The sequence below is a fragment of the uncultured Campylobacter sp. genome, from assembly GCF_938045465.1.
Classification (GTDB): domain Bacteria; phylum Campylobacterota; class Campylobacteria; order Campylobacterales; family Campylobacteraceae; genus Campylobacter_B.
In genome coordinates this window covers 1-14,346 of the sequence record NZ_CALIBF010000163.1, presented here as the reverse complement: position 1 = coordinate 14,346, position 14,346 = coordinate 1, and the positions used below count along the sequence as shown (strand labels likewise).

Annotated in this window: 18 protein-coding genes and 1 pseudogene; 8 read left to right on the top strand and 11 right to left on the bottom strand. The window is 48.4% G+C overall.

Annotated elements, in window-relative coordinates; genetic code table 11:
- From Q0413_RS07950 to Q0413_RS07910, 9 genes and pseudogenes are all read right to left on the bottom strand, one after another.
- Positions 1-214, bottom strand: a 214-nt coding sequence (locus Q0413_RS07950) for a hypothetical protein (protein ID WP_298988443.1), incomplete at its 3' end; no start/stop codon positions are given.
- Between the two features lie 478 nt (positions 215-692).
- Positions 693-1,910, bottom strand: a complete 1,218-nt coding sequence (locus Q0413_RS07945) for a type IV pilus twitching motility protein PilT (RefSeq protein ID WP_297880012.1) — start codon at positions 1,908-1,910, stop codon at positions 693-695.
- Positions 1,910-2,917 carry a transaldolase gene (locus tag Q0413_RS07940; protein ID WP_298988442.1) on the bottom strand — a complete coding sequence of 336 codons (1,008 nt, stop codon included), beginning with the start codon at positions 2,915-2,917 and terminating at the stop codon, positions 1,910-1,912. Before Q0413_RS07940 ends, Q0413_RS07945 begins: the two co-directional genes overlap by 1 nt.
- On the bottom strand, positions 2,910-3,533 hold the full coding sequence (gene serB / locus Q0413_RS07935; RefSeq protein ID WP_298988441.1) for a phosphoserine phosphatase SerB: 624 nt from the start codon (positions 3,531-3,533) through the stop codon (positions 2,910-2,912). Before serB ends, Q0413_RS07940 begins: the two co-directional genes overlap by 8 nt.
- 31 nt (positions 3,534-3,564) lie before the next feature.
- The gene (locus Q0413_RS07930) at positions 3,565-4,299 is read right to left on the bottom strand and encodes a metallophosphoesterase (RefSeq protein WP_298988440.1); all 735 of its coding nucleotides are present in this window, start codon (positions 4,297-4,299) and stop codon (positions 3,565-3,567) included.
- Positions 4,300-4,342: 43 nt separating this feature from the next.
- Positions 4,343-5,350: an N-acetyl-gamma-glutamyl-phosphate reductase gene (argC, locus tag Q0413_RS07925; RefSeq protein ID WP_298988439.1), complete on the bottom strand. Its 1,008-nt coding sequence runs from the start codon at positions 5,348-5,350 to the stop codon at positions 4,343-4,345.
- Position 5,351: 1 nt separating this feature from the next.
- Positions 5,352-5,843 (bottom strand): transcription elongation factor GreA, encoded by a 492-nt coding sequence (gene greA / locus Q0413_RS07920; protein ID WP_177388511.1) that lies wholly within the window; start codon positions 5,841-5,843, stop codon positions 5,352-5,354.
- A 48-nt stretch (positions 5,844-5,891) separates the two neighbouring features.
- Positions 5,892-6,878 carry a DUF354 domain-containing protein gene (locus Q0413_RS07915; RefSeq protein WP_366939668.1) on the bottom strand — a complete coding sequence of 329 codons (987 nt, stop codon included), beginning with the start codon at positions 6,876-6,878 and terminating at the stop codon, positions 5,892-5,894.
- Positions 6,852-7,283, bottom strand: a pseudogene (locus tag Q0413_RS07910) (lipid-A-disaccharide synthase); the annotation flags it as partial. The gene Q0413_RS07915 and the pseudogene Q0413_RS07910, both read right to left, overlap by 27 nt.
- Positions 7,284-7,351: 68 nt before the next feature.
- On the opposite strand from Q0413_RS07910, the gene Q0413_RS07905 reads away from it, so the two are divergent.
- The 3 genes from Q0413_RS07905 (at position 7,352) to Q0413_RS07895 (ending at position 9,717) form a co-directional block, all read left to right on the top strand.
- Entirely contained in the window at positions 7,352-7,855 is a 504-nt protein-coding gene (locus Q0413_RS07905) for a hypothetical protein (protein ID WP_298988438.1), read from the top strand.
- A gap of 424 nt (positions 7,856-8,279) precedes the next feature.
- Positions 8,280-9,059, top strand: a complete 780-nt coding sequence (gene surE / locus Q0413_RS07900; protein WP_298988437.1) for a 5'/3'-nucleotidase SurE — start codon at positions 8,280-8,282, stop codon at positions 9,057-9,059.
- Entirely contained in the window at positions 9,052-9,717 is a 666-nt protein-coding gene (locus Q0413_RS07895; RefSeq protein WP_298988436.1) for a ThiF family adenylyltransferase, read from the top strand. The genes surE and Q0413_RS07895 overlap by 8 nt, the downstream gene beginning before the upstream one ends.
- Before the next feature lie 69 nt (positions 9,718-9,786).
- Here Q0413_RS07895 and Q0413_RS07890 read toward each other — a convergent pair whose 3' ends face one another.
- Positions 9,787-10,041, bottom strand: coding sequence for a hypothetical protein (locus Q0413_RS07890; protein ID WP_298988435.1), 255 nt, complete (start codon positions 10,039-10,041; stop codon positions 9,787-9,789).
- Between the two features lie 359 nt (positions 10,042-10,400).
- On the opposite strand from Q0413_RS07890, the gene Q0413_RS07885 reads away from it, so the two are divergent.
- From Q0413_RS07885 to Q0413_RS07865, 5 genes are all read left to right on the top strand, one after another.
- The gene (locus Q0413_RS07885; RefSeq protein ID WP_005869576.1) at positions 10,401-10,898 is read left to right on the top strand and encodes a nitroreductase family protein; all 498 of its coding nucleotides are present in this window, start codon (positions 10,401-10,403) and stop codon (positions 10,896-10,898) included.
- A 2-nt stretch (positions 10,899-10,900) separates the two neighbouring features.
- A complete protein-coding gene (gene modD, locus Q0413_RS07880; RefSeq protein ID WP_298988434.1) occupies positions 10,901-11,752 on the top strand; it encodes a ModD protein in 852 nt (283 codons plus the stop codon).
- Between the two features lie 116 nt (positions 11,753-11,868).
- Complete coding sequence (gene modA / locus Q0413_RS07875; RefSeq protein ID WP_298988433.1) at positions 11,869-12,570, top strand: molybdate ABC transporter substrate-binding protein; 702 nt, start codon at positions 11,869-11,871, stop codon at positions 12,568-12,570.
- The gene (locus tag Q0413_RS07870; protein ID WP_298988432.1) at positions 12,567-13,235 is read left to right on the top strand and encodes a molybdenum ABC transporter permease; all 669 of its coding nucleotides are present in this window, start codon (positions 12,567-12,569) and stop codon (positions 13,233-13,235) included. Before modA ends, Q0413_RS07870 begins: the two co-directional genes overlap by 4 nt.
- A gap of 66 nt (positions 13,236-13,301) precedes the next feature.
- Complete coding sequence (locus Q0413_RS07865; protein WP_297905600.1) at positions 13,302-13,847, top strand: superoxide dismutase family protein; 546 nt, start codon at positions 13,302-13,304, stop codon at positions 13,845-13,847.
- A gap of 70 nt (positions 13,848-13,917) precedes the next feature.
- Here Q0413_RS07865 and Q0413_RS07860 read toward each other — a convergent pair.
- Positions 13,918-14,346: DUF1275 family protein (locus Q0413_RS07860; RefSeq protein ID WP_298988431.1), on the bottom strand; the 429-nt coding region annotated here is incomplete at its 5' end.

The window sequence follows — 14,346 nt, the reverse complement described above, 5'->3', positions numbered from 1 at the left end:
ATTCAGCTATCGCTGTTGTAGCTGCTTCTGCATAAGCTTTCTCAAAGTTCTTAACTAGTTTATAGTCATCAGCTTTGATACCAGCATCTTTAAGAGCCGCTTTGAAAATGTCACCGTCTGTATAGCGGTATTTATTAACGCCTTTAGCGTCATCTTGTTTAATAAGTTCGAACTTAGCGTTCTCGAACTTAATCTCTTGTGTTTGCTTCTCCATAGGAGGCCTCCTGTAAGGTTAAATATAGTTTTGAACATTTCGATCAATAACTCATAGCATATAGACTATTTTAAAAATAATCACCACATGCAGGTCCTGAAGCATCTGTATCAGATTTTCCCTAGAAGATACGATTGCAATCACCATGTGACAGTATATACTTAGTAAGCTATATTACTAATGTTCTATATAAATAATATATAGCTCAAAATTATTCAGAATTGAATATAACAAGGTACTATAAGCATATAGCCTATAGTACCTTGTTGAAGTTAATCAATAACGGTTGTAAACATGATATTATCAACCTAGAGTCTTGAGACTCTAGGATAGCCTTTATAGATATTTTAAAATGAAATTTAAGGTAGTATATACCCGCGTAGCAGCGGGCAAACGAATAGAATTCTGCCTGCGCGGCGGCAGGCAAAATTCTTTAAAATTTTAAATTGCAAAAATTTAGAATTTTAAAATTTACGACTTAGCGGATCTCTTTTAGCTGTACGACTTCGCCGGCAAGCATCTCTTCGGCACTCTCTCCGGATTCTGCCGCCAAATCCCTTTTTTTGGCAAGATCGACGTTTTTGATCTGCAGATCGAGGTCGTTTCGCTTAGAGGCCTTATCCAGTGCCTCCTCGCGGGTAATGATGCCATCTCTGTAAAGATCGAGCAGGTGCTGATCGAAGGTCTGCATGCCGTAGGTGTTGCGACCATCGGCGATCGCGTCTGGAATTTCATCGTCGCGCGCATCAAGTATCATATCCTTAATACGGGTGTTTTTGCGTAGAATTTCGACGACGGCTACGCGCTTGCCTTCGACAGTACGGGCAAGGCGCTGAGAGATGACCGCCTCTAGGACAGATGCTAGCGTCATTCGGATACGCTCCTGCTCAGCCTGCTCAAACATCGCGATGATTCGGTTTACCGTCTCTTTTGCGTCAATAGTATGCACCGTCGAAAACACTAAGTGGCCCGTTTCTGCGGCGTGAAGCGCGGTCTCGATCGTCTCTAAATCGCGCATCTCGCCCACAAATATAACGTCCGGATCCTCTCGTAGCGCGGCGCGAAGCGAATCGGCGAAGTTATTGCAGTCCTCACCGATAGCGCGCTGATTGATGATGCATTTATCGTCTTTAAATACGAACTCTACGGGGTCTTCGATCGTAACGACGTGGCTGGTTCTTTGTCTATTTATACGATTTATCATGCTTGCGATCGTTGTCGTCTTTCCGCTTCCGGTAGGTCCAGTAAGCAGCACGACGCCGCGCATAGCCGTGTCGCAAATATCTTTGATCGAAGGCGGCAAACCTAGATCGTCGATCTCTGGAATTTTAACCGGTATCGTTCGGAAAACCGCGCTGATACCGTCGATCTGAAAGAAAATATTAACGCGGAAGCGATAATCTTCGTTTAGCTTATAGGTAAAATCCACGCTCTTTTTCTCGATAAGCTCAGGAAAGCGCGTGATGAGAAGCTCCTTAGCTAGCGTCATCGCATCCTCTTTTAAAAAAGGCGTCTTGCTGAATTTTACGAGCTCGCCGTGTATACGCCCTCTAATAACCGCGCCTGATTTTATGTGAAGGTCGCTACCGCCGTTTTGGATTAGAAATTCCAAATATTTATTTAGCCTATCTCGCTGCTTAAAATCCAGCGTAGAAGCGTCAACTTGATACTGCGAATAATCTATAGAACCCGCCATCATTTCTCCTTTTTAAGTGTTTTTATTATCTCTTTAAATGCCTCTTCAAAAGCCGCTAGCCCGTCATCCAGCAGCTTTTTATACGCCTTTTTCATATCGATCTTCGCATCCGCTACGCGCGCGAAAAATTCCTCTATCTCTTCATCGCTCGGCGGCGTTTTGGGTTTTTGATCGCCGCTTACAAAAGCCTCTATGGTCTCAAGCGGCGCGGTATTTACGCAGCCCGGATACATCAGCTCGCTTACGTAGTAATCCTTCGGTAGATCGTCTCCTTTTACCCCCGTGCTCGCAAACAGCGGCTTTACGTAGTTTAAATTTTCTTTAGCGATGATATTGTAGCACTTCGCGGCGTTCATTATGCCGATTTTACCGGTAGGAAGACCCGCCGCTGCCATTTTTTCATCCAGTAACCTATCGAAGCGGCTAACGAAGATGCTAATTACGGTTTTTGGTAAATTTGCCTTCGGGAAGTAGCGGCGAAAGCCCGCGATACCCTCTTTTATCGCCTCGATACATTTTGCGGTTTGCTCGGGCGAAAAAACCAAGGTCGCGTTTACGCTGATCCCTTTTTTTAGCAGATCACGCATCGCTTCGTAGCCCGCCTTGGTCGCGGGGATTTTTATCATTACGTTTGGCATGCCGATCGTGCTATATAAGTGCTTGCCCTCGCGGTACATCGCCTCGGCGTCGTCTGCGAAATATGGATCAACCTCGATACTTACAAAGCCGTCATCGCCGTTAATAAAATTTTTAAGAAGGCTCTCCGCCGCACTTCTGATGTCCGCAGTGGCTAAAATTTCATACAGCTTTTTAGGCTCTTTTTTTCTAAATTCCTCTTTAGCCGCATCGTATGCGGGGGAGCTTAGGATCGCGTTTTTAAAGATCGCAGGATTGGAAGTAGCGCCGTTAATTATCCCTTTTTTGATCAGCTCGTCGAAATCTTTATCGATAAAATCGCGCTCCAAAAAGTCGCACCAAAGGCTGAAATTTAGGGCTTTATCATACATATTTCATAATCTCCTTCAAATCCTTTTTTTCAATGCAGACGCTCGCATGCTCTTTTAAAATCTCATTCGCGCAAAAGGCGATTTTAAATCCCGCCTCGCGAAACATCGAAACGTCGTTCGCGCCGTCTCCCACGCACATTACTTCGCTCGTCTTTAGACCCATCAGCGATTTAAGCTGCGCAAGCAGCGCGCCTTTTGAGTATCCAAACATCATCTCGCCGCCGAAAAGCCCGGTTAAAATTCCGTCCTTTTCATGCAGATAGTTCGCAAAGCTTGCGTCAAAACCCAGTTTTTTCTGCGCGGCATCGGTAGCAAGATGAAATCCGCCGCTAAAGACGATCACCTTTATGCCTTTATTTTTCAGATACGCGACGATCTCGTTAGCACCGCAAACAAAAGGCAGGCTTTCTGCGATAGCTTTAGCATCGCTAAGCTTCATCCCCTTTATCAGCGCCACGCGCTCGCTAAGGCTCTCGAAAAAATCAAGCTCGCCCGCCATCGCGCGCTTCGTAATTTCGCTAACTTGTCGCTGCGTGCCCATTTTAGCGGCGAAAAAACCTATCGTCTCGCCGTCCATCAGCGTAGAATCAAAGTCGAAAACACAAAGCTTTATCATAAATATCCTCGCAAAAATTTAGGAATTATAGCTAATTTAAGTTTAAGTTTTTTGGAATTAGCATAAATTTTTCGCTTTTTGCGACCTCGTAAATTTTGCTCCTAACCCCGAAAGAGCACAAATTTATATATTTTTTCTCGCCGAAATATAAAATTTCATCTTGATGATAATGTCCCTCGATGATTAAATTTGCCGCGTAAAAATCGATCTTCGGCGCGATTATATCCTTAAAATTTGGCATTTTTTTGTATAGGTTTTTTCCATCCTGCGATTTTAAGATCATCTTTGAAATTTTAAATTTTAAAGCGCGATCGAGCAGATCCATAAATTTCAGAAAAGCTCTGTTTCGCAGCGAAAGCAGCGCAAACTGCGTCAGGCGCGGCAAAAACAGATCGCCGTGCGCTATCTGCACCGCCTCACCGCTCTCGCAGATAAATTTCACGGGCTGCGCGGCGTTTGGATAAACTTTTGCGCGGGGGAAAATTTCGCGCAGATTAAAATCGTGGTTGCCCTCGAAGTAAAAAATTTCGCATTTTCGCGACAGCTCGTTTATTAGCGCGATCTCCTCTTCGTAGAAGCGCTGCACGTAGGTCGTGTTTGCTAAAAAATCAAACATGTCGCCCATCATAAAAATTTGAGGCGGCAGGCTTTGTGCAGAATGCAGCGCGCGCAAGAATTTCAAAAATTGCGGCCTACTCGCGCCCGCGTGCGCATCGCCGATAAAGATCGCGCCGGGTTTTATCGTCTGAATTTGATCATTTCGCATTTAGGCTCCGGCGCGTGACGGCTTTTGCGAAAAAGCTCATCGCTTAAATTCCGTGCGCGATGCGCGGTAGAGCCGTAGCTTCGGCGAATCCGCACATTAAATTTGCGTTTGCGACTGCCTGCGACGATGCTCCGCGCAAAAGATTATCGATCGCCGAGTTGATCCAAATTTTATCGCCCGCAGTTTTTACAAAAATATCGCAAAAGTGCGTCCCTACGACGTTTTTTATGCTCACGGGCTCGCTTCGGACGCGCACGAAAGGCTCGTTTGCGTAAAATTCCCGTAGCACCGCCTCTGCATCCACACTCTTTTGCAGTACGCCAAACGCGCTAACCAGCATTCCGCGCGTAATCGGCAGCAAATTCGGCACGAAAAGCGTGCTAAATTCGCCGCCTCTTAAAATTTGCAGCTGCTCTTTGATCTCGTCTGCGTGGCGATGCGAGATCGGCGAGTAGGCACCCGCGTTTTCGTTCACGCTTACGAAATGGCTGCTTGCTTTGAGGGCCTTGCCCGCGCCGCTTACTCCGCTTTTTGCGTCGATAAATACGCCGAGGGCGGGATCGAGTAGCCGCACGAACGGCGCGAGCGCCAAAATAGAGCAGGTAGGATAGCAGCCAGGATTTGCCGTAAGGCGCGCGGCGCAGATCTTTTCGCGATTTAGCTCGGGCAGTCCGTAAACGGCGTGGGCTAAATTACGAGGGTCTAAATGCGCGGTGTAATTTTTCTCGTAAAGCTCGCGGCTTAGGCGGTAATCGGCGGATAGATCGACTACCTTGACGCTTTTAAATTTTAAAATTTCGCGGGCAAATTCCATCGCTTTTCCATGCGGCAGCGCCAAGAAAATAAGATCGCATCTTTGTGCCGCAACGCGAGCGTCCGCAGCTTCTACGCGCATCTCAAACACGCCGCGAAGCTGCGGGAAAATTTCGCTTATCTCGCCCTGCGTAGAGGCGCCCAAATACGAAATTTCAAAGCCCGGGTGGGACAGTAGAGCCTTAATCAGCTCAAGCCCAGTATAGCCGCTAACGCCGATGATGCCTACTTTTTTCACGCTAATTCTCAAATTTAATCGGCTTGTATTCGACGCTTAGAATTTCCACATCGCGTGTGCCTGATGGTAGTTGAAGCACCACCTCATCGCCCTCGGCTTTGCCTAAAAGCTGGCGCGCAAGCGGCGTATTGATATTGATAAGTTTGCGCGAGATGTCCGCCTCGCTAAGGCCTACGATAGTGTAAACCTCCTCCCGCTCGGTCTCTACGTCCATAAAGGTAACGGTGGAGCCGAATTTTACGCGGTCGTGCTCGTAGGTCGAGGGGTCGATGATCTTTGAGCGAGAGACGATATCGCTAAGCTCGGCGATGCGCGAGAGCAAAAACGCCTGCTCTTCGCGCGCTGCGTGGTACTCGGCGTTTTCTTTCAGATCGCCGTGTCCGCGCGCGATGTCGATCTGCTGCACGATGTGAGGCAGCTTCACGCTCTGAAGCTCTTTGAGCTCGGAGGTGATCTTTTCATATCCGTAAAGCGTCATTGGTTCGGTCGTCATAATCTTCCTTTCTTTTTATCAAATTATATAAGCTTTAGCCTTAAAATTTTAGCTCGCAGGCTGCGTTAAAATTTTTGCCACGTTTTCGCTGGAGCCGAATTTCAGATAATCTCGCAGCTTCTCGCTCGCAAGTTTAAATTTCGCGGCGTCGCAGCGCTCGTATGCGGCGAGTAGGTTTTGCGCGCTTACTTCGCCTTGCAAAAGCTCCTCATGTAGCGGCTCCTCGCCCAAAAAATCAAAAATAATATTCGCAAGCCCCACGTGCTTTAGCTTTACGAGCTTTCGCGCGAGCCAAACGTCAAACGCGCGAGCCTTGTAGCACAGCACGAACGGAGTGCCGATGAGCGCCGCCTCAAGCGTCGCCGTACCCGAGCAGATGAAGGCGAAATCGCAATCCTTAAGCGTGGCGGGAGTATCGTTTGCGATGCTAAAGCCGTCCAGAGGCCCGTAAATTTCATCTCTTTGATCCATCAGATGCGGCGGGATTATTAAGACTCGCTCGCTATTTTCAAATTTAGGCACAAGGGCTCTAAAAATCGGCATCAGTCTTGAAATTTCAGCCCTGCGCGAGCCCGGCATAAAGGCGATCTTGCCCTGCTTTTCGTAGCTTGTTTTTTGGAATTTTATCTCGTCAAGCAGCGGATGTCCTACGAAAAAATAGCGAGCACGGCTCTGAGCCGCTAAATTTAAAGACGCAGAATTCTGTGCGGAGCACGGCTCGTCAGAGCTTTGCGACGCGAAATTCTGCGAGATGCCTTGCCTGGTGAGATTTGGCTCATTAGAATTCTCGGTCTCGGAATTCTGTTCGCAAAAATTACCGGAATTCTGTGCCTTAGAATTTTGATCCGCGAAATTAGGCGCAGAATTTGGCGAAATAAAATTTTGCTCGCTCGGGCGCGCGGTATTCTCTTTCGGCGCCGCGTCTTTATCTTTTGCTTCTTGTGCTGCAGCGTCTTTGTTCTTCGCTTCTTGCGGCACAGCGCCTTTATCTCCCTTGCAATCCGCGCCGAAAAATTTTGCCTCAAAAGGCCAGATGGAGAGCAGATTGTCGCAAAACGCCTTCAGCTTCTCCGCTCTGTGCGGCTTCCATGCCCAAACCTGCGGCAGGATATAATATGAAATTTCCGCGCGCGCGCCGCTTTCTTTGATCGCGCGAGCTAGCGGTAGATTAAACGCGGGCGAGTCGATTAAAAGCACGCGATCGCACTCCGCCGCAAGCCGCGTCATCTGCGTTATCACGCGCTTGGCTTTTAAAATTAGCGGTAGAATTTCTATAAAACCCATCGCAGAAAATTCGCTGCTTTTATAGATCGGCGAGCCCAGCTTTTCATCAAAAATTCCGCAAATCTCGCAAGCGGGATTGAGCCTTTTAAGATGCGCTAGAACCTCTTTGAAATGCAGGTTCGCCGAGGGTTCTAGGCAAGAGATTAAATATTTCAAATTTAGCCTTTTAAATTTTTGTTAATTATAGCAAAATGTGCTAAAATTAAGCCGACAAAGGATTTAAGATGAGAAATTTTAAAATTTTAGCGCTATGCGGCGCGTTCGTGATGTTGCTGGGCGGTTGCGGCGGCTCGCCGGGGTATCAAAAGCGGCAGATCTCCGAAGATCCCGCTAAAACCGCGCGATTTGAGGCGCTTAGCAAGCTAGGCTCGCCCGCACTCGTCGCTAAAGCCGCAGCTAGCGAGATCGCAGCGGACACGGGCGGTGCAAAACCCCATGTTAAGGTTGCGCGGTTTGCCTTCCTCGGAGAAATTAGCGCACAAGGAAGCGATCTGATCTACGCCTACTCGCTAAGCCCAGGCTGGGCGAGCCTGAAAAGCTCCGATCGGCAAAAATATCTCAAATTGCTAACCAAGGATATTACCGAAAATGACTGCAACGCACCTAGTACGCGAGCTTTATTGCGAAGCGGAGTGCGTGAAGTGCACCGGTTTTTCTACGATTATCCGAGCTCGCACCTACTTGATTTGCAGGTGAGCGAGGAGATATGCCGCAAAGCAGGGTTATAGATAATCTCGCGTAATTTTATGTCGCAGATTTACATCGGCGCGAAAGCGAAATTTTATGGTGCAAAATCTGCGATAATTTAAAAGATAAATTTTGCGGCGAGTTGCGGAGTGCGGTCGCAAAATTTAATTTAAGAAATTTCGAAAGTGAAATTTAGGCGATGAAATTGCGTGTCAGGCTATAAAAAGCTATAAAAATTTGTAGCGAAAAAAGATAAAATTTCGTAGCAAAAAAGCGGAATTTTTCTATGAATTTTGTGATCTAAGTTTCGTGATGGAATTTTTGCGAAAAAATTTGACACGATGAAATTTTACGCCACGCAAACTAAGTAGCAATTTTTGCATAGTAAAGAATTGAGTGCTAGAATTTTGCAGATAGAATTCCGCCCCGATAGGTCTGTCGCGAAATTTTAGTTAAAGAGAGAATATGAAAGAAATTTTAATCACCAACGACGATGGATTCGAAGCGCGCGGTCTTTTGGAGCTCGCAAGTGCGCTAAGATCGGTCGCAAACGTAACCATCGTAGCGCCAAGCTCGGAGAAATCGGCATGCTCGCACTCGCTCACGCTCACACGCCCGCTTAGATTTGTAAAGCTCGACGACGGATTTTTCAAACTCGACGACGCTACGCCCGCAGACTGCGTGTATTTGGCGCTCCGCGCGCTGTATAACCATAAGCCCGATCTTGTGATAAGCGGCATAAACCACGGCGCCAACGTCGCGGAGGACGTGACCTATTCGGGCACGTGCGGAGGCGCGATGGAGGGGGTTTTGCAAGGCATTCCCGCGCTTGCGGTGAGCCAGTTTTACGTCGCGGACTCGCTGCAGCGATACGGATTTGATCTCGCGTGCGAGCTCGCGGTGGAATTGGTTGAAAAAATCTTTAAAAAAGGCTTTCCTCTGCCGCCGAAGCAGTTTTTAAATTTAAACGTTCCTGCCGTTTCAAAGCAAGATTTCAAGGGGCTAACGGTTGCGCCATGCGGCGAGAAGCTCTACGATACCGACGCGCAGCTAAACCGCAATCCGCGCGGAATAGAGTATTATTGGCTCGGCAAATCTACGTTCGACTTTGATGCGAGCAGGAATGAAAACAGCGATATTTCGGTGCTTTTTGAGGGGCGGGCGACGCTAAGTCCGATTAAGCTAAATTTGACCGCGCACGAGCAGATGAGCGCGCTAGAAGGGTGGATGAAAAACGATGAGTGAGGTCGTAGTAGACCGCTTTTCGCGCTCGCGCCTACTTTTCGGCGAGGATTTCGCAAGGCTGCAAAGCGCTAAAATTTTAATCTGCGGCTGCGGCGGCGTGGGCGGAGCGGCGATAGAGGCGCTGTATCGCAGCGGTGCGGTAAGCTTAAGCGTAATCGATTGCGATCGCTTCGAGATAACCAACCAAAATCGCCAGCTTGGAAGCGAGCATGTAGGCGAGCTAAAATGCGAGGTTTTCGCGCGCAAATTTAAAGGCGTGACGCCGATCGTCGCTAGGATTGGCGAGGAATTTTTATCGGAATTTGATCTAGCAAAATTTGATTTCGTCATCGATGCGATCGACGACGTGGGCGCCAAGATCGCGCTTGCGCTGCGCTGCAGCGAGGCGGGCGTAGGATTCGTAAGCTCGATGGGCGGCGCAAAGAGGCTCGATCCCGCTAAAATCGAAATCCGCTCAATCTGGCGGACGCAAGGCGATCCGCTCGCGCGCAAGATCAGATATGAGCTGCGAAAGCACGGCTTTGCGGGCGATTTTGACGTCGTTTGTTCAAGCGAGCCGCCGCGCGTCAAATCGATGGGCAGCTTCATGGGCGTGACCGCGAGCTTCGGGCTTTTCATCGCAAGCTACGTCGTGCGCAAGCTGATAGGCGAGCGATAAATTTAAACGCTTAAAATTTTATAGCGTTTCGGAGTGTGGATCTGCCTGATCGTGTTTAGCGGTTAAATTTTAGATATTTTGAGCTTTTGATCTGAGCGCGCTTTGCATGCGGTACGGCGCGGCAAGTGCTTTGCGGACGCGTGCGGTTAAAATACAAAGCGGCGAAAGCGGAATTTTACCGAGCGACGAAGATAAAATTTGCTCGGCGCGAAGGTGAAATTTCATTGCTGCGAAGGATAAAATTTTATCCGCAAAGATCGACGCAAGTTTGCGTGCGAGATGAAATTTAAGGACCACGCGAGCTACACGCACATATTGATGCATACGGCGTGTCATTTTAGCAGGTGCCAAATAGCGGCCTAGGATTAAAATTTAAATACGCGGATCGCAAGCTTGCTTGTGAGCGAAATTTTGATTGAATTAAGTTCGCGCAGCTATCCTATGCGGCGTGTTTCATAGTAATGAGGCTTGAAATTCTATCGCGACTTTACGCTTTCCGATGCAAAAAGAGGCGCGCTCAGGCAAGTAAAACCAAATTAGCGCGCATCGGCCGCCACGTAGCGCCTAAATAGCGCAACGTGTAAGCAAGGCTCAAGCAAACGCAGCGGCAAGCTTACTTCTAAATTCCATTTTTTACCGCTCGCAAAAAGCGGAATTTAGAAATTTAATTTAAAGGAGCAGCGATGAATGAAATTTTTACACGCACGAGCGTGCGGAATTTTACCGAAAAAATGCCGAGCGACGATCAGATCGAGCTCGTGCTAAAAGCCGCGATGCAAGCCCCTAGCGCAGGCAACCAGCGCTCATGGGAATTTTACGTAGTGCGCGATCGCACCGCGCTTACGCTACTTAGCAGCGTCGGCACCTACGGCGGCTGCACGAAGGATGCGCCGCTTGCGATCGTGGTCTGCACGCGCAAAAGCGGCTTAAAATTCCAGCCCTACGCTCGCTACGACTGCGCTTGTGCGGCAGAAAATCTCTGGCTGGCGGCGCACCATTTGGGGCTTGGCACCACGTGGCTGGGCGTAGCGCCCGATATTTACGCAATGGAGCGCGTAAGAGAAATTTTGGATCTGCCTGGGCATTTAGAGGCGTTTTGCATTATGCCTTTGGGCTTTCCGTCTCGCGTCACAAAGGCGCATTCACGCTTTGAGCCCGCTAAAATTCACTTCGTAGGCTAGATATGTTTATTTCGCAGAGTAAAATCGACGATCTTATCGCAAGCGACGGCGCGTTTTTGGACCTTACGACCGAGCTTTTGCAGGACTTCGTGGATCTAAACGCGCCCGCGCGACTTTCTATCGTAACGAGGCAGGATCTGATCTTTAGCGGCGGGGGGATTGCGCGCGAAGTGGCGGCGCGCTTTAGTTGCGAGACGCAGCGACTAGCGCGCGAGGGAAGCGCATTTTGCGCAGGGGATGAAATTTTTAGCGCGCAGGGGAGCTTCGAGAGCCTGCATAAAGCTTGGAAGATCGTTCAGATCGTGTTTGAGTACTCCTGCAAAATTTCTACCTACGCGCACGAGATGGTTGCGCTGATGCGAGAGGCTAATCCGCGCTGCGTGCTGGGTGCGACACGCAAGAGCTTTCCTTTTGCGAAGGAGCTTTGCGTAAATGCGCTGATCGCGGGCGGCGGAACGATGCACCGCCTGGGGCTGCACGACAGCGTCCTATTTTTTTCAAACCACATCCGCGCGTTTGCGAGCTTTAGCGAGTTTTGCGCGCAGATCGCTAAATTTAAAGAGCGCGCGCCCGAGCGAAAGATCATGATCGAAGTGGCGAGCGAGCGCGAATTTAGCGAGCTTTTAAGTTACGCGCCGGATGCAATAATGTGCGATAAGATGAGCCCTAGCGAGCTTAGAGCCTGCGTTTTGAGGCGAGATGAGACGGCGCCGCAGATTAAAATTTGCGCTGCGGGCTGTATAAATAAAAATAACTGCGCCGAGTTTGCAGCTACCGGCGCGGACGTGCTCGTAAGCTCGGCGGTTTGGAATCAGGGCGTGTGCGATCTAGGCGGAAAGATAGAATTTATCTAAATATTAAATTTTAAATTTAAGGCGCGGAAGTCTAAAACAAGGCATAAAAACGCGATTTATTAATAAATAAGAGTATATTTTGTAAAATTCTTAAAATTTCAAAAAAAAGGATTTTCATGAAAAAAATTGCTTTTATTTTAGCACTTACGGCAAGCGTTTCATTCTGCGCGGATCAGCTGATAATCGCAGCCGGCGGCGGATATAAAAAGCCCGTCTCAGCCGTGATCGAAAATTTGAAAAAAGAGGGCATGGATGTGGCGGGATCGTTTGCCAACCTTGGCCAGCTCGTCATTCAATCGCGCGAGAATAAAATTTCATTCATCGTGGGCGACGAGGCGTTTTTGAAAAAAAGCGATCTAAATATCACTAAATTTGAGCGCATCGGGCGCGGCACGCTTGTTTTGGTGACGCCGAAAAATATCAAAATACAGGGCGTATCGGAGATCGCAAAGTTCGATAAAATCGCGATGCCAGATCCCAAAAAGGCGATTTACGGTATCAGGACGAACGAGTTTTTACAAAATACCAAGATGGACGGAGTAAAAGATAAAATTTTAGCCGTCGCGGGCGTGCCGCAGGTAGTCGCTTACGTCATCAACGGCGAGGTGCAGGCGGGCTTTATCAATAGCACCGAAGCGGTCGCCAAAAAAGATGAGTTCGGCTCGATCATCTACATCGACGAGAGCCTCTACAGCCCCGCATACATCGGCATCGCAAGGCTTAGCGCGTGCAGCGATGAAGCGCTTTGCGAAAAGGTGATGAAGGAGTTTAAGTCGGATCGCTCAAAAGAGATTTTTTCAAAATTCGGCCTTAAATGAGCGACATAGCTTGGATCGCGCATCCTTTGCTTTTAAGCGTCAAAGCCCTGTTTTGTAGCTTTTTGCTGTTGATTACGGTAGGGCTTGCGATTGCGTATTTTTTAGCCTTTAGTAGATCGAAGCTTAAAAAAATCGTCGAAATTTTAGTGATTTTTCCGCTCATCTTCCCGCCGATCGCGACGGGATTTTTGCTTCTTTACATCTTCGGAAAGAGCGGATTTATCGGCTCTGCGTTAAATTTAGACATCGTTTTTAACTTTTCTTCATTGGTAATCGCCGCATTTTTGGTGGGGCTGCCGCTGTTTGTAAAGCCCGTGTGTGCGAGCTTTGAGCTCTTTCCGAAGAGCCTAATCGAAGCCGCGCAAATTTTAGGCAAAAACAGAGCTCAAATTTTCCTCTTCGTCATCCTTCCAAGCTCGCTTAAAACGCTCGGCTCCGCGCTCATTCTAGCGCTCTCGCGCGGACTTGGCGAAGTGGGTATTACGCTGATGCTGGGCGGAAATATCGTGGGCAAAACCGACACGTTAGGCCTTGCGATCTACAATGCCGTGTATGACGGAGAGAACGAGCGGGCGCTGATTTTAAGCGTTTTGCTCGTAATTTTCAGCTTGATCTTATTCTTCGCGATAAGCCTTTTAGATAAAAAGCAAAATTTATCTAAATAAGAAAAATTATTTTTTAAGTATTTTTTGGATAAAATTACACTCGCATTTTATTTTAAAGGATTTTTCATGAAGAAATTTTTAATTTCATCAATTTTAGTCGCAAGCGCCTTGATCGCTCACGAGCACGGCGATATGCAAAATTTCGACCCTAAGACCGGCAAGCACCTTGTCATCGCGATGGAGCAGCTGGGCGAGAAGGGCAACGTAACCGTCGGCGAGGTCGTAGCGGTCGAGACGAACTACGGCGTGGCGTTTTTCCCGAATTTAAAAGGTCTTACTAGCGGCGTGCACGGCTTTCACGTGCATCAAAATGCCGACTGCGGCGCGACCGAGAAGGGCTTAGGCATGAAAGCGGGCGGTCACTGGGATCCGAGCGATACCAAAAAGCACTCGTTTGCTTGGGACGATAGCGGCCACAAGGGCGATCTGCCTGCACTTTTCGTCGATGCTGAGGGCAATGCGGTCTATCCGGTGCTAGCTCCGAAGATCAAGAGCCTAGATGAGCTAAAGGGCCACTCGCTGATGGTTCACGTAGGCGGCGATAACCACAGCGACCATCCGAAGCCGCTCGGCGGCGGCGGCGCTAGAATGGTCTGCGGCGTTATAAAATAAGCGCTCGACAAAATACTTTGCGGAGCTTTCGCGCTCCGCAAATCTTTTCGATAAAATCAACCTCGCAAATTCAAGACGAAAGATGATCCTCGCGCTCAATCAGCATAAGGGCGTAAATTCCTGCCGTTACCGCCAAAATCACCGCCGCAATTAAAATCGTATATAAACCCAAGATCTTTTGTAAAAGCGCCGAAGCGATGCCGCCCGCAACGAAACTGATTACGAGGGCTGCGTATATAAAAACCGAGCGCTTATCTTCGCTTTTACGGTGCATTACGTATTCGCCCAAAGAGATCATCGTCTTTTTGAGATTGCCCGTAGTAAAGGCATTGTTATAGCCTCTGCCGGCGACCTCGCTAAACGCCGTCGTTTGCATAGCCATCCCCAGTGCAAGCGGCGGCACAATATAGATATCTGGCATATCCGCAGGCAAAAATCCCACGATGGCGCAAAACGTAATCAGCGGCACTATCGTAGCAAGCCGCCAAAACGCGCTATG

Excerpts from the sequence above, each read along its gene's own strand:
- Q0413_RS07945 (WP_297880012.1), bottom strand. The coding sequence starts at position 1,910 with ATGGCGGGTTCTATAGATTATTCGCAGTATCAAGTTGACGCTTCTACG.
- Q0413_RS07940 (WP_298988442.1), bottom strand. The coding sequence starts at position 2,917 with ATGTATGATAAAGCCCTAAATTTCAGCCTTTGGTGCGACTTTTTGGAG.
- serB (WP_298988441.1), bottom strand. The coding sequence starts at position 3,533 with ATGATAAAGCTTTGTGTTTTCGACTTTGATTCTACGCTGATGGACGGC.
- Q0413_RS07930 (WP_298988440.1), bottom strand. The coding sequence starts at position 4,299 with ATGCGAAATGATCAAATTCAGACGATAAAACCCGGCGCGATCTTTATC.
- greA (WP_177388511.1), bottom strand. The coding sequence starts at position 5,843 with ATGACGACCGAACCAATGACGCTTTACGGATATGAAAAGATCACCTCC.
- Q0413_RS07905 (WP_298988438.1), top strand. The coding sequence starts at position 7,352 with ATGAGAAATTTTAAAATTTTAGCGCTATGCGGCGCGTTCGTGATGTTG.
- surE (WP_298988437.1), top strand. The coding sequence starts at position 8,280 with ATGAAAGAAATTTTAATCACCAACGACGATGGATTCGAAGCGCGCGGT.
- Q0413_RS07895 (WP_298988436.1), top strand. The coding sequence starts at position 9,052 with ATGAGTGAGGTCGTAGTAGACCGCTTTTCGCGCTCGCGCCTACTTTTC.
- Q0413_RS07890 (WP_298988435.1), bottom strand. The coding sequence starts at position 10,041 with ATGCATCAATATGTGCGTGTAGCTCGCGTGGTCCTTAAATTTCATCTC.
- Q0413_RS07885 (WP_005869576.1), top strand. The coding sequence starts at position 10,401 with ATGAATGAAATTTTTACACGCACGAGCGTGCGGAATTTTACCGAAAAA.
- modD (WP_298988434.1), top strand. The coding sequence starts at position 10,901 with ATGTTTATTTCGCAGAGTAAAATCGACGATCTTATCGCAAGCGACGGC.
- modA (WP_298988433.1), top strand. The coding sequence starts at position 11,869 with ATGAAAAAAATTGCTTTTATTTTAGCACTTACGGCAAGCGTTTCATTC.
- Q0413_RS07870 (WP_298988432.1), top strand. The coding sequence starts at position 12,567 with ATGAGCGACATAGCTTGGATCGCGCATCCTTTGCTTTTAAGCGTCAAA.
- Q0413_RS07865 (WP_297905600.1), top strand. The coding sequence starts at position 13,302 with ATGAAGAAATTTTTAATTTCATCAATTTTAGTCGCAAGCGCCTTGATC.